Annotated in this window: 13 protein-coding genes; 6 read left to right on the top strand and 7 right to left on the bottom strand. The window is 68.3% G+C overall.

What is annotated here, in order from left to right; genetic code table 11:
• The first annotated feature begins 6 nt into the window (after window positions 1-6).
• On the top strand, window positions 7-291 hold the full coding sequence (locus CGUA_RS07610; RefSeq protein WP_290194333.1) for an HPr family phosphocarrier protein: 285 nt from the start codon (window positions 7-9) through the stop codon (window positions 289-291).
• 22 nt (window positions 292-313) lie between these two features.
• On the opposite strand, the gene CGUA_RS07615 is transcribed toward CGUA_RS07610, so the two are convergent.
• Genes CGUA_RS07615 through hflX form a run of 3 tightly spaced genes read right to left on the bottom strand, consistent with a single transcriptional unit; the run spans window position 314 to window position 3732 of the window.
• Complete coding sequence (locus CGUA_RS07615; protein WP_290194334.1) at window positions 314-787, bottom strand: GyrI-like domain-containing protein; 474 nt, start codon at window positions 785-787, stop codon at window positions 314-316.
• 13 nt (window positions 788-800) lie between these two features.
• Entirely contained in the window at window positions 801-2108 is a 1308-nt protein-coding gene (locus CGUA_RS07620) for a uracil-xanthine permease family protein (protein WP_290194336.1), read from the bottom strand.
• 31 nt (window positions 2109-2139) lie between these two features.
• Window positions 2140-3732 carry a GTPase HflX gene (gene hflX / locus CGUA_RS07625; protein ID WP_290194338.1) on the bottom strand — a complete coding sequence of 531 codons (1593 nt, stop codon included), beginning with the start codon at window positions 3730-3732 and terminating at the stop codon, window positions 2140-2142.
• Between the two features lie 74 nt (window positions 3733-3806).
• Here hflX and CGUA_RS07630 point away from each other — a divergent pair, with 74 nt between their 5' ends.
• Both CGUA_RS07630 and CGUA_RS07635 read left to right on the top strand, forming a co-directional pair.
• The gene (locus tag CGUA_RS07630) at window positions 3807-4550 is read left to right on the top strand and encodes a hypothetical protein (RefSeq protein WP_290194339.1); all 744 of its coding nucleotides are present in this window, start codon (window positions 3807-3809) and stop codon (window positions 4548-4550) included.
• A gap of 20 nt (window positions 4551-4570) precedes the next feature.
• A complete protein-coding gene (locus tag CGUA_RS07635; protein ID WP_290194341.1) occupies window positions 4571-5077 on the top strand; it encodes a hypothetical protein in 507 nt (168 codons plus the stop codon).
• A 47-nt stretch (window positions 5078-5124) separates the two neighbouring features.
• On the opposite strand, the gene miaA is transcribed toward CGUA_RS07635, so the two are convergent.
• Both miaA and CGUA_RS07645 read right to left on the bottom strand, forming a co-directional pair.
• Window positions 5125-6030: a tRNA (adenosine(37)-N6)-dimethylallyltransferase MiaA gene (gene miaA, locus CGUA_RS07640; RefSeq protein WP_290194343.1), complete on the bottom strand. Its 906-nt coding sequence runs from the start codon at window positions 6028-6030 to the stop codon at window positions 5125-5127.
• A gap of 10 nt (window positions 6031-6040) precedes the next feature.
• Entirely contained in the window at window positions 6041-6661 is a 621-nt protein-coding gene (locus CGUA_RS07645) for a hypothetical protein (RefSeq protein WP_290194345.1), read from the bottom strand.
• Window positions 6662-6855: 194 nt separating this feature from the next.
• Between CGUA_RS07645 and CGUA_RS07650 the strand changes: the two genes are divergently transcribed.
• Window positions 6856-8220 (top strand): DUF349 domain-containing protein, encoded by a 1365-nt coding sequence (locus CGUA_RS07650; protein WP_290194347.1) that lies wholly within the window; start codon window positions 6856-6858, stop codon window positions 8218-8220.
• Between the two features lie 5 nt (window positions 8221-8225).
• Window positions 8226-9335: a GNAT family acetyltransferase gene (locus CGUA_RS07655; RefSeq protein ID WP_290194349.1), complete on the top strand. Its 1110-nt coding sequence runs from the start codon at window positions 8226-8228 to the stop codon at window positions 9333-9335.
• A 9-nt stretch (window positions 9336-9344) separates the two neighbouring features.
• On the opposite strand, the gene CGUA_RS07660 is transcribed toward CGUA_RS07655, so the two are convergent.
• A complete protein-coding gene (locus tag CGUA_RS07660; RefSeq protein ID WP_290194351.1) occupies window positions 9345-10073 on the bottom strand; it encodes an Rv2732c family membrane protein in 729 nt (242 codons plus the stop codon).
• Between the two features lie 65 nt (window positions 10074-10138).
• Window positions 10139-11635 carry a tRNA (N6-isopentenyl adenosine(37)-C2)-methylthiotransferase MiaB gene (gene miaB / locus CGUA_RS07665; protein ID WP_290198344.1) on the bottom strand — a complete coding sequence of 499 codons (1497 nt, stop codon included), beginning with the start codon at window positions 11633-11635 and terminating at the stop codon, window positions 10139-10141.
• Between the two features lie 253 nt (window positions 11636-11888).
• Between miaB and gluA the strand changes: the two genes are divergently transcribed.
• Window positions 11889-12617, top strand: a complete 729-nt coding sequence (gene gluA / locus CGUA_RS07670; protein ID WP_290198345.1) for a glutamate ABC transporter ATP-binding protein GluA — start codon at window positions 11889-11891, stop codon at window positions 12615-12617.
• The last annotated feature ends 41 nt before the right edge of the window (window positions 12618-12658 follow it).

Consider the following 12658-nt stretch of genomic DNA (forward strand, 5'->3'; position numbering starts at 1 on the left):
CTGAGCATGGCCAGCAGGATTGTCAGGGTGGGATCCACCGTCGGCCTGCACGCCCGCCCTGCCGCAGCAATCGCGGACGTGGCGCTGACCTTCAACGAGGAGATCATGCTCCATCTCGTGGGCGAGGATGACGAGGGCGCCGACGCCAGCTCCTCGTTGATGATCATGGCGCTCGGTGCCCAGCAGGGAGACCGGGTCGAGGTCAGGTCCACCAATCCGAAGGCGGTCGACGCGATCGCTGATCTCGTCGCCGCCAATCTGGATCACGGTCGACGCGACGCGACCTTGTGACGGCCCCGCGGGGCAGCGTGCCTCACGCCTTCGCCCAGTGGAGGTCCACAGTCATCCGGTCGCTGTCCGGGTCGATGGAGACGTACTCCTCCCAGGCGATCGCACCCCGCCCATTCCCGGCCTTCCTCGCATGCGCGGCTAGGACGTCCCAGGCGAGGGCGAGGCCATCACCGCTGCCCCGGTGACGAAGGCGCCACGTGCGCAGGTCGCCGTGGCGAACGACCTTGAAGGGGCTGGCGTCGGCAAGCTGGTCCTGGAGTAGTCGCACGGTGTCCAGGCGCACGGGGAAGCCGCCGGCGAGGTCGACGGTGTCGCCGAGCGGGCTGAAATAGTAGCAGCGCGCCGGCCCGGCGGGCCGTACCTGCGCGGTTTTCAGCACCTCGTGGGCGTGGCCGTAGACGCTGTCGAAGTAGGACTGCATCTGGACGGTGGGTATTTCCCTCCGGTCGACAAGGGCGGCGTGGGCAGGGACAAACTGGGTAGTAATATCAGCCATACCCATACGATAACTAAGTTCGATTAATTATCACATCGCGTGTCGGATAGAAGCGGCCTTCGCCGACGGTGCGGTAAAGCTTCATCATGATCGGGTAGCCGACGAGGATGCCAATCGAGCCCCAGGCGATGCCCTCCAGCGGGACGCCGGCGACGGTGATCGACAAGTTGCCGATGCCGGCGATGAGGGCAACGGCCGCGGCGGCGAGGTTGACCGGGTGGGTGAAGTCCACCCGGCTGTCCATCCAGATGCGCACCCCGAGCAGACCGATCATGCCGTAGAGCATGATGGTGGCTCCGCCGAGGACGCCGGCCGGGATGGTGAAGATGAGGGCGCCGAACTTGGGAACGAAGGCGAGGAGGACGGCGAATATCGCGGCGATCCAGTAGGCCGCGGTCGAGTAGACGCGGGTTGCGGCCATGACGCCGATGTTCTCCGCGTAGGTGGTGGTGCCGGAGCCGCCGAATGAGCCGGCCAGGGTGGTGGCGATGCCGTCGCCGATCAGGGCACGGCCGGACAGGTCGTCGAGGTCGCGGTGGGTCATCTCCCCGACGGCCTTGACATGGCCGATGTTCTCGGCGATGAGGACGATGAGCACCGGCAGGGTGACGAGGATGGCGGAGGCCTGGAACTCCGGTGCGTGGAACTGCGGCAGGCCGACCCACGGGGCGTCGGCGATAGCCTGCGAGGCGCCCTCGGAGAGGTTGCCTGTCACCGCAGCGAAGACCCAGCCGATGACCACGCCGATGAGGATGGACAGGCGCGAGACCATGCCCCGCCCCAGGACGGTGCAGCCCAGGATGCCCAGCAGCGTGACGAAGGCGACCAGGGGCTGAGTCTCAAAGTTGGAGGTGGCGGCCGGTGCCAGGTTGAATCCGATCAGCGCGACGATCGCGCCGGTGACCGCGGGAGGCATGATCGCGTCGATGACCCGCTTGCCCGCCACGTGGACGATGACGCCGACGAGGATCAGCGCCAGGCCGGTGACCAGGAGGCCACCGAGCTGGGCCCCGATGCCGTGGGCCTGGGAGGCCGACAGCGGGGCGATGAAGGCGAAGGAGGAGCCGAGGTAGCTGGGCAGACGGTTGGCGGTGACCAGCAGGAAGATTATCGTGCCGAGACCGGAGAAGAGCAGGGTCGTGTTGACGGGGAATCCGGTCAGCGTCGGCACCAGCAGGGTCGCACCGAACATGGCGACGACATGCTGCATGCCGATGCCGATGGTGCGGGGCCAGCTGAGGCGCTCATCCGGGGCGACGACATCGCCGGGGGCGATGGCCTGGCCATCACCGTGCAGGGTCCATCCGAAGGTTTTGTTCACAGGCCCCAATTATGGCCTGCCCCGGCCGTATTCACCCAACCGAGCGGGAAGAATCCTCGGGATCGTCAGTGTCCGGGACGTCCTCCCCGTCGGCGGGGTCCTCCCCCGCCCGGTCGACGACGAAGTCGGTCAGGGAGTCGGCGACGACGCCGGGCAGGCGCACGTCGAGCAGAGTGCCCTCGTTCGCGTATTCCTCGCTGAGGACAGTGCCGACCTCATGGATCTGGGCCACAAGGTCGCCTCGGGTGAAGGGAATGAGCAGCCGAACGTGGGCGTCGCGGGCGTTGAGATGCAGCTCGACGCGCGCCATGAGCTCGTCAATCCCCTCCCCGGTGGCCGCGGAGGTGAAGACGACGTCGTCATTGCCGAGGACGTGCCGCAGCTCGGCGAGCACCAGCGGGTCGGCCTGGTCGATCTTGTTGACGACGATGATCTCCGGGGGCATGGTCTCCCCCGTTTCCCGCACGATCTCGTAGAGGACCTTGTTGACGGCCTCGATCTGCTTGAGCGGGAAAGGATCAGAGCCGTCGACGACGTGCAGGATCAGGTCGGCGCCGAGAACCTCCTCGATCGTGGATTTGAAGGCCTCGACCAGCTGGGTAGGCAGGTGCCGGACGAAGCCGACGGTGTCGGTGAAGACCACCGCGCGCCCGTCGGCGAGCTCGGCGCGGCGGGTGGTCGGGTCGAGCGTCGCGAAGAGTGCGTCCTCGACCAGCACACCGGCCCCGGTGAGGGCGTTGATGAGGGAGGACTTCCCGGCGTTGGTGTACCCCGCGATCGCGATCTGCGGGGTCACCGAGGCGCGGCGTCGGGAGCGCTTGATCTCGCGGGCGGTCTTCATGCCCTTCAGCTCGCGGCGCAGCTTCGCCATATCGGTGCGCAGCCGGCGCCGGTCGGACTCGATCTTGGTCTCGCCGGGGCCGCGCAGGCCGACGCCGCCGTTGGAACCGGCACGGCCGCCCGCCTGGCGGGAGAGGTTTCCGCCCCAGCCGCGGACGCGGGTGTAGAGGTACTCCATCTGGGCCAGCGAGACCTGGGCCTTGCCCTCCTTCGACTTCGCGTGCTGCGCGAAGATGTCGAGGATGAGCATGGTGCGGTCGATGACCTTGGTGTTGAGCTTGTCCTCGAGCGCGATGAGCTGGCCCGGAGAGAGTTCACCGTCGGCGATGACGGTGTCGGCGCCGGTGGCCTGGATGATCTCACGCAGCTCGGCGACCTTGCCGGAACCGATGTAGGTGCCGGGGTCGGGCTTGTCCCGCTTCTGGTAGAGCATGTCGAGCACCTCCGCGCCGGCGGTCTCGGCGAGCGCGGTGAGCTCCTCCATGTTGGCCTCGACCTCGGCGGTGGTGCCCTCGGTCCACACGCCCACGAGGATGACCTGTTCCAGGCGGACCTGGCGGTACTCGACCTCGGTGATGTCCTCGTGGTCCTGGGAGCGAATCTCTGAACCGCGGGTGACGCGACGGAAGGAATCGCGCTCCGCGAGGTCCTGTTCACCGGTCGTGGGGGTGGCGTTGATGAGCCCGCTCAGGTCCGTGCCGGTGTCCTCGCTGGAGTCGGCCTGGGGGGCGTTGTCCCGGAAAGCGCGGGCCAACAGATCGTCATGCTTGTCAGAATTGGTCATTAAGCCCTATTCTTCCACGCAATCGCCCCGGGGCGTATTCGTCCCCACCCACGCACAGGATAAGGTAGTCAGGTATGAGCACCGATTTGAAGAGCATCGGCCTCGGTTTCGACCGTTGGCAGGACGCCGTGGAAGCCGCCATCGCCACCGACCGTCTCGCAGTCACCGGCGAAGTCCGCGGTGGCCAGCTGATTCAGTACTCGGACAACTCAGGCGCCCAGATCAACATCCTCGCCGTGGAGCCCTTCGCCACCTACGCCGGGTTCGACTCCGCGACCCGCACCTACGGCAACGTGAGCATGGTCAATGATGTCCTGGCCTACCTCGAGGTGATGGACCCCTTCGGCAAGTCGATGATGGCCGTCACCGCCAACCTGGCGCAGGGACCGATCCTGGTGGACGAGCCGACCCAGGAGTGGGCCGAACTCGGCGTCACCGCCCTGGTGCTGGGCCACAAGGTCTACGACTCCACCGACGTCTACCAGGAGACCACCGGGGAGCTCGTCGGCCAGCTCATCTCCGAGGGCGCCCAGATCGTCGCCGCCGGCGACGGGGCCGCCGCCCCGGACGCTTCCGCGCAGTTCTCCGCCCGCGTCCTCGAGGCGGAGTACCGCATCAACCAGCTGACCAACCAGCGTTTCATCTATGCACAGGTCGACGGCGCCTTCCCCTTCGACGTCTGTCTGCCGGACGCCGAGGAGCTTCCCCAGCCGGGCAACGTCATCGTCGGCACGGCCGTCATGACCGCCGCCGTGAAGTCCCCGATGGGCGGGGGCTGCGGCGGGTGCGGCGGCTCCTGCGGCTGCGGCGGTCACTAGGTTCCCCGAAGCGAGCGAGCATGGGCATCCCCACCGGTATCGCGCTGATGATCGGCGCCACGCTGGCGGCGGTGCTCATGCTTCTCGCTTTCAAGACGCTCGGGCTGGTCCTGGGCATCTCCCTCGTCCTCGGCACGGCCTTCTACATTTCCGGGCGGCGCCCCTCGGACCGGCAGGAGAAGCTGCGTTCCTCGCTGCGCCACGCCGCCGGGGACCTCAGCGACGTACTGGGCCTCTACGAGCAGTTCGCCTACTCCGAGGACGCCGAGCACCTCGCCGACCGCACCCTGCACCGGCCCGAACTGCTCAACCCCGACTCCGAGTCTCCGGACGTCTCGGCGTATCACCACATGCGCGCAACCGCGGAGCGCTTCCTCCGCCGGCTGGACACGCACCTGGCGGACGAGACCCTCAGCGAGACCGAACTGGAGAATCTCCTGGCCATCACCGACCAGCGCTCCCAGCAACTGCAGGAGGCCTGGTGGCGGGCACGCGTCGCCGCGAAGGAGATCGGGCCGGGACACTAACCGGGCGAAAAGGAACCGACTGAAGACGATCGCGCCCCGACCGGCCCTTAACCGCCCAGCGCCCTCCTGGCCTGTGCCACGGTGTCCCCGGCGGCGTCCAGCCAGTTGATGCGCTTGTCCCGGTTGAACCAGGAGCGCTGTCGGCGCACGTAGCGCCGGGTTCCGGTGACGGTACGCTCCACCGCGGTCTCCAGGTCGTATTCTCCGCGCAGGTGGGCGAAGACCTGGGCGTAGCCGATGGCCCGCCCGGCGGTGGAGTCCTCGAGCAGACCGTGGTCCTCGATCAACCCCTGTGTCTCGGCTACCAGACCCTGCTCGAACATCTGGCGGGTGCGCACGTCGATACGCGGGTTCAGCCACTCCGGGGTGGTGCGCAGCCCGAGCAGGATCGTCCCCCATCGCGGCGCCGCGTCGCGGGGCGGTTGTGAGGCCTGGTAGGGCTGGCCCGTCAGTTCAATGACTTCCAGGGCGCGCACCGTCCGACGCGGATCCTTGTCCTCGATGGTCTCCGCCGCCTGCTTGTCGACGCCGGCCAGTTCCGCATGCAGCGCGTCCACCCCGATGTCCGCCAGCCTGGCCTCGAACTTCGCGCGCACCGCCGGATCCGTCGGGGGGAACTGCCAGTCGTCGACGAGCGACTGCACGTAGAGCATCGAGCCGCCGACCAGGATGGGCCGTTTACCGCGGGAGGCGATTTCCTCCACCGCGGCCACGGCCTCGCGCTGGTAGCGGGCGACCGAGGCGGCTTCGGTGACGTCCCAGACGTCGAGCATGTGGTGCGGGATGCCCTCGCGTTCCGTCACCGTGAGCTTGGCCGTGCCGATGTCCATGCCGCGGTAGAGCTGCATGGAGTCCACGTTGACGATCTCCCCGTCGAGCTCATGCGCGAGGACCAGGGAAAGCGCCGATTTTCCGGAGGCGGTGGGACCGACGATCGCGATGGGTGTGGTCATGGCTGACACCCTACTGAGCCGGCCCGACGCACCAGGCCGCCAGGTAGCGGCCGACGCCGAGGTGGGTGTCGTGGTATTCGAGGTTCGCCCGTCGCACGGGCAGCGCCGCCAGTTCCAGCCAGAGCCGGGGTTCGATCACCCCGGCGTCGTCAAGCTCTGCGTGGTTCAGGCACAGGCCGGCGCCCGCCAGCAGGCCGAGGAGCGCCCGGTGAGCGTCGCCCGCCCCCTCGAGCAGCGCGAGCGGGGCGCGGTCGGTCATGCCGGCGGAACCGTCGACAGCGACAATTGTCAAGGCCTCGGGGTTGATTTCACCGATTCGGTCGCGCACAGAGGTGATTTCACGGCCACCGAGGACGTGGCGAGCGACCAGCTCGGGAAGGTGATGCCCCTGCCCGACGGTGACCTGTGGGGCGCCCCAGGCGCGGAAGGAGCCGACCTGCCCGGTGCGCCAGCGCTCGTCCCGGCTGGCGACCAGCTCGATCGGTCGGCCTCCGGCGCCGAGGCGGGCGACCAGCTCTCCGGTGCGACGGGCGAGCTCACGCGATGCGTCTTCGGCCGGCGCCAGGTCACGGACCTGGGCAGGCGAGGCCGACATGACGATCAACGGGGCGGAATCTGTGCGTGTGTCCATCACCGTTCCACCCTAGCGGGGTGTATCCAAGGTCGGATTTATGTCCCGGCGACACCACCGGCACCCCCTGCGCGGTATGTTGTTTATGTTCCCGAACCTGTTCCCCTTTCGGCCCCGTTCCCGGCCCGAAGCCGGGGGCAGGTTCCACCGGCAGCCGCGTCGCGCGGCGCACCGACCACACCAAGGACGAGATGATGACCACTTCTTCGACCCCCTCCCCGAACCCCGACGCACCGAAGCCGACGGCCCCCCGGCCCGGCCCGAAGCCGGGTCCTCGCCCCGGGGCTCGTCCCGGCGTGACCCCGACCCCGACCCCGGTTCCGGTGGCCGCGCCACCCGCCAACGACCCCTCGAAGTTCGGCCGGATTGACGCTGACGGCACCGTCTTCGTCACCACCGCCGACGGCGGCGAGCGCGAGATCGGCTCCTGGCAGGCCGGCACCCCGGAGGAGGGCCTGGCCCACTACGGCGCCCGCTTCGACGACCTGGCCACCGAGATCGAGCTCCTTGAGGCCCGCCTCATCGCCCATCCGGAGGAGGCCGCCACGCTCCGCACCCAGGCCGAGGAGCTCAAGGCCACCCTGCCGACCGCCGCAGTCATCGGCGATCTGCCCGCCCTCGACAAGCGTCTGGACTCCATCATCGGACACTCCGAGGAGGCCGGGGAGCAGGCCAAGGAGGCCAAGGCCCGGCGGCGCGAGGAGGCCGTCGCCGCCAAGGAGGCGCTGGCCGCCGAGGCCGAGGAAATCGCGGAGAACTCCACCGACTGGAAGGGCGCGGGCGACCGCATCCGCCAGATCCTCGACGAATGGAAGCAGATCAAGGGCATCGACAGGAAGACCGACGACGCCCTGTGGAAGCGCTACTCCCGCGCCCGCGACGCCTTCAACCGTCGCCGCGGCTCCCACTTCGCCGAGCTCGACCGCACCCGTGCGGACGCCAAGCGCAAGAAGGAGGACCTCGTCGCCCGTGCGGAGGCCCTGCAGGAGTCCACGGACTGGAACGAGACCGCCCGTGCCTACCGCGACCTGATGAAGGAGTGGAAGGCCGCCGGCCGCGCCCCGCGCGGGGACGACGACAAGCTCTGGAGCCAGTTCCGGGCCGCCCAGGACAGGTTCTTCGGTGCCCGGGACGCGGTCAACGCCGAGCGGGACCAGGAGTTCGCCACCAACGCGCAGGCCAAGGACGCCCTGCTGGCCGAGTACGACGCCCAGATCGATCCGGCCAAGGGCCTCGACGCCGCCAAGGCGAAACTGCGCGAGCTGCAGGAGAAGTGGGAGGAGATCGGCTTCGTCCCGCGTGGTCAGGTCCGGGAGTACGAGGACAAGATCGGCGCCATCGAGCAGCGCGTCTCCGACGCCGAGGACGCCCGGTGGCGTCGCACCGACCCGGAGGCCCAGGCCCGCGTCGACCAGTTCCAGGCCAAGGCCGACGACTTCACCGCCCAGGCCGAGGCCGCCGAGGCCAAGGGCAACGCCAAGAAGGCCGCTGACCTGCGCGCCCAGGCCGCTCAGTGGACCGAGTTCGCCGAGGTCGCCCGCAACGCCGTCGAGGGGTAACCCCCATGCCGCAGATTGCGCAGTTCGATCGGCCGGTCGCCTCCGAAGAACCGTCCGACGACCTGCGCACTTTTGTCTTCATGGCCAACCTGGCCGCCCAGGAGGCCACCGGGGACGCGGCCGCTAGCGTATCGCTCGAGCGGGTCTTCTCCCGCCTGAAGGGCTCCTCCGAGTCGGATTCGATCCTGCTCGCGCTGGTCGACGGGCAACTCGACGCTCCGCGCTCCGCGCTCGGGCACCCGCTCATCTCATCCTCCGCGCCGGAGGACGCCTCCCCGGTGCACGACGTCCTCGGCTTCACGCACCTGAGCGTCCCCCTGCTCGAGGAGCGCGACATCATTGAATTCGAACTCGTCCTCGACGTCGAGTACCTGCCGATGCCGGGCGAGGATCTCGGTGAGCAGGCCCGCACCGTGATCCGCACGCTCGTCGACGCCGTCGTTGACGCCGCCCGCACCCTGGGCCGCCACGTCCTCCAGATCTGGATCGTCCATCCCGTCGGGCAGACCCCGGGCACCGGCCCGATGGCCAGGAGCCTCGCCGCCCTCGGCTTCGAGCGGGCGCTGACCGAGGTGCAGTCGGCGCTGCCCGTCCCCGACTCCCGGCCCGCCGCTCTGCCGGAGGATCTGCGCGTCGAGGTCGTCTCCGACTACGCCGTTCCCCCACACCTCATCGACGACGTCCTGACGCTGCTCTCCGACGCCTCCACCGACGTCCCACACGGCGGTCTGCGCACCGAACGCGCCGTGTGGACGCCGCAGCGCCTCTCCGACGCCGCCGCCCGGCTGCACGACCGGGACGGCCATCACCTGCTGGTGCTGCTCGTCGACGCCGAGGGCAGTGCCCTGGCCCTGACCGAATTCATGACGCACGCCGGCTCCACCCCCGGCGTCGTCGAGCAGGGCGTGACCTTCGTGGCCGCCAGGCACCGCGGGCGGGGGTTCGGACTAGCGGTCACGCGCTGGGGCCTGACCGCGCTCCGCGAGACCTGGCCGGACGCCACCCGGGTCTATACCTCCAACGCCACCACCCACGAGGCGATGCTGCGCATCAACGACGCAGTGGGCCGAGAACCCGTCAGCGGGTCCTCGGCCTGGCAGCGCGTGCTGGGGTAGTCTCTCCGGCTAGTCGCCGGTGGTGCCGTGTCGCCGGGCCGCGCGCTGGCGTCGGTCGTCGGCAAGCAGCGGGTTCGGCTGGGCAGCGGCCTCCCCGCCCGTCCTGGCCTCGCGCTGGGCGTAGCCGACCTCGTCGAGATTGGCGTGGCGGGCCCGCTCCTCGGCGATGCGGGCCTGTTCGGGACTCCTGCGCAGGGCGACTATGGCATAGGCGATCTCGGCGATGAACACCGCGACGACGGCCACGGCCATGCCGACGCCGACGTTGACGCCGTCGTCCGCGGAGGAACGGGTCATGCGCAGCCACATCGCGAACAGCGAGTAGAACACCCCGACCGTGACGAACATCCATGCGATCAGGCCGAAGACGGTGCGACGGGTGAGCACGGTCAGCGTCGTAAAGACGCCCAGGCCGCCGAGCATCAGCCAGGCGAAGACGTACTCGGTGATCTTGATGCCGGAATCGACCGCGGCCGGCAGGCGGAAGGTGACCTCAAAGCCCCGGACGTCACCCGCGTGCGGCACGACTAGGTAGACCGCGTAGAGGACCAGCGCCGCGACCAGCCACCACAGGTAGGGGCCGAGGGTCATGCGGCCGGCGGCCTTCTTCTCGGCCTCAGCCAACTGCCGGTTGGTTTCGGCGGCCGCCAGGGTGCTGGTGACCTTGTCCACGGCGTCGCGGCGTTCGCCTCCCCTGTCGGCGCTCGGGTCGGGGTGCGCTGCGGGCTGCTCAGTCACGTCTGAATCGTCTCCAGTTGCTGCGGTGGGTGGTGTCTCGGGGTCCATCCTAGCCCCGGTCGCGCTCAGGCCCGGCCGGGTGCGCCGATGGAGGGCAACCCCAGTCCCACCCCGATCGGCGCGGTGGTCGGGACCGTCCCGGCCGCGGCGTTGTCGCCGGCGCGGGTACGCCGGTGGGTGTGGACGCCGGAGTCCGCGATGAGGAAATAGGGCTTCGAGTCGGTGATCGTGACCGTCACGACGTCGCCCGGGCGAATCTCACCGTCGAGGTTGCCGGCGGGATCGAAATGGACCAGGCGGCCGTCACGGGCACGGCCGGACATGCGGTGGCTGCGCGAATCCTTGCGGCCGTCCTCCTGGACGAGCAGCTCCGCCTCCGTTCCGACGAGCCTGGCGTTGTCTTCTTCGGCGATGCGGTCCTGGAGCTCGACGAGTCGTTCGAAGCGGTGCTGGACGACGTCCTTGGGGATCTGCTCCGCATACTCCGCGGCCGGGGTACCAGGCCGCGGCGAGTACTGGAAGGTGAAGGCGCTGGTGAAACGGGCACGCTCGACGACGTCGAGGGTGGCCTGAAAATCCTCCTCCGTTTCACCGGGGAAGCCGACGATGATGTCGGTGGTGATGGAGGCATCCGGAATCTTGGCACGGACCTCGTCGAGGATGGCGAGGAACTTGGCGGAGCGGTAGGAGCGGCGCATGTCCTTGAGCACCTTGTCCGAGCCGGACTGCAGGGGCATGTGCAGCTGCGGGCAGACGTTCGGGGTCTCCGCCATCGCGTCAATCACGTCGGAGGTGAACTCGGCCGGGTGCGGCGAAGTAAAGCGCAGGCGCTCCAGGCCCTCGATCCGCCCGCAGGCGCGCAGCAGCTTCGAGAAGGCCGAGCGGTCGCGCTCCAGCTCCGGGTCGGTGAAGTTCACCCCGTAGGCGTTGACGTTCTGTCCCAGCAGCGTGACCTCCGTGACGCCCTGATCGACCAGCGCCTGCACCTCAGCGAGGATGTCGCCCGGGCGACGGTCCGCCTCCTTGCCGCGCAGGCTGGGCACGATGCAGAAGGTGCACGTGTTGTTGCAGCCCACCGAGATCGACACCCAGCCGGCGTAGGCGGATTCACGCTTGGCGGGCAGCACGGAAGGAAACTGCTCGAGCGACTCGACGATCTCGACCTGCGCCTCGTCGTTGTGGCGGGCACGTTCGAGCAGCGCCGGCAGCGAGCCCATGTTGTGGGTGCCGAAGACGGCGTCGACCCAGGGCGCGTTCTTGATGACGACGTCCTTGTCCTTCTGGGCCAGGCAGCCGCCCACGGCGATCTGCATGCCCGGACGGTTGTCCTTGGTCTGCTTGAGATTGCCCAGCGTGCCGTAGAGGCGTTTGTCGGCGTTCTCACGGACCGCGCAGGTGTTGAACACGACCAGATCCGGCTCTTCGCCCGGCGCTACGGCCGAGTAGCCGGCGGACTCCAGGAGTCCGGATAATCGCTCCGAATCGTGCACGTTCATCTGGCAGCCGAAGGTGCGGACCTCGAAGGTACGCCCCTCGCCCGAGTTGTCCGCCGGGGCGGGAATGGTAGCCGGATCGAGGGGGCCGTGCTGGGAAAGATTCAGGTGCTGCTTCACGCCCGTGATTCTAGTGAGTAGTTCGGGGGTGACCTAACTGACCAGCCCCCCGTCGCAACCTGCGGATTCACCCACCCTCGGGTGTAGTCACTGATATGATCAAAAGCCCTTTGCTAGCAACGCTTCCCCGGCTATATGTGTCATGCCTAACATGTAAAACATGACTAAGCCCACGCACGCTGAGAAAGGTGCAGACAATCACATGATCGTCATGGAGAACGTGGACAAGTTCTTTGACGATTTCCAGGCCCTGACGGACATCAACCTCACCGTCCCCGCCGGACAGGTCGTCGTCGTGCTCGGCCCGTCCGGGTCCGGAAAATCCACCCTCTGCCGCACGATCAACCGCCTCGAAACCATCGACAACGGCACCATCAAGATCGACGGCGTGCTCCTTCCCGAGGAGGGCAAGGGCCTGGCGAGGCTGCGCGCCGACGTCGGGATGGTGTTCCAGCAGTTCAACCTCTTCCCCCACATGACCATCAAGGACAACGTCACCCTGGGGCCGAGGAAGGTCAGGAAGCAGTCCAAGAGCGAAGCGGACGCGAACGCGATGCGCCTGCTCGAGCGCGTCGGTATCGCCAACCAGGCCGACAAGTACCCGGCCCAGCTCTCGGGCGGCCAGCAGCAGCGCGTGGCCATCGCCCGCGCCCTCGCGATGAACCCCAAGATCATGCTTTTCGACGAGCCCACCTCCGCCCTCGACCCGGAAATGGTCAACGAAGTCCTGGACGTCATGGCCGGCCTGGCTAAGGAGGGCATGACCATGGTCGTGGTCACCCACGAGATGGGCTTCGCCCGCAAGGCCGCCGACCGCATCCTCTTCATGGCCGACGGCAGGATTGTCGAGGACGCCACCCCGGACGAGTTCTTCTCCAACCCGAAGTCGGAGCGCGCCAAGGACTTCCTCGGCAAGATCCTCGCCCATTAGACGCCCGGCACCACTTACACAGAACATTCGACAAGGAGCAC

Origin of the sequence: Corynebacterium guangdongense, from assembly GCF_030408915.1 — a bacterium.
Lineage (GTDB): Bacteria > Actinomycetota > Actinomycetes > Mycobacteriales > Mycobacteriaceae > Corynebacterium > Corynebacterium guangdongense.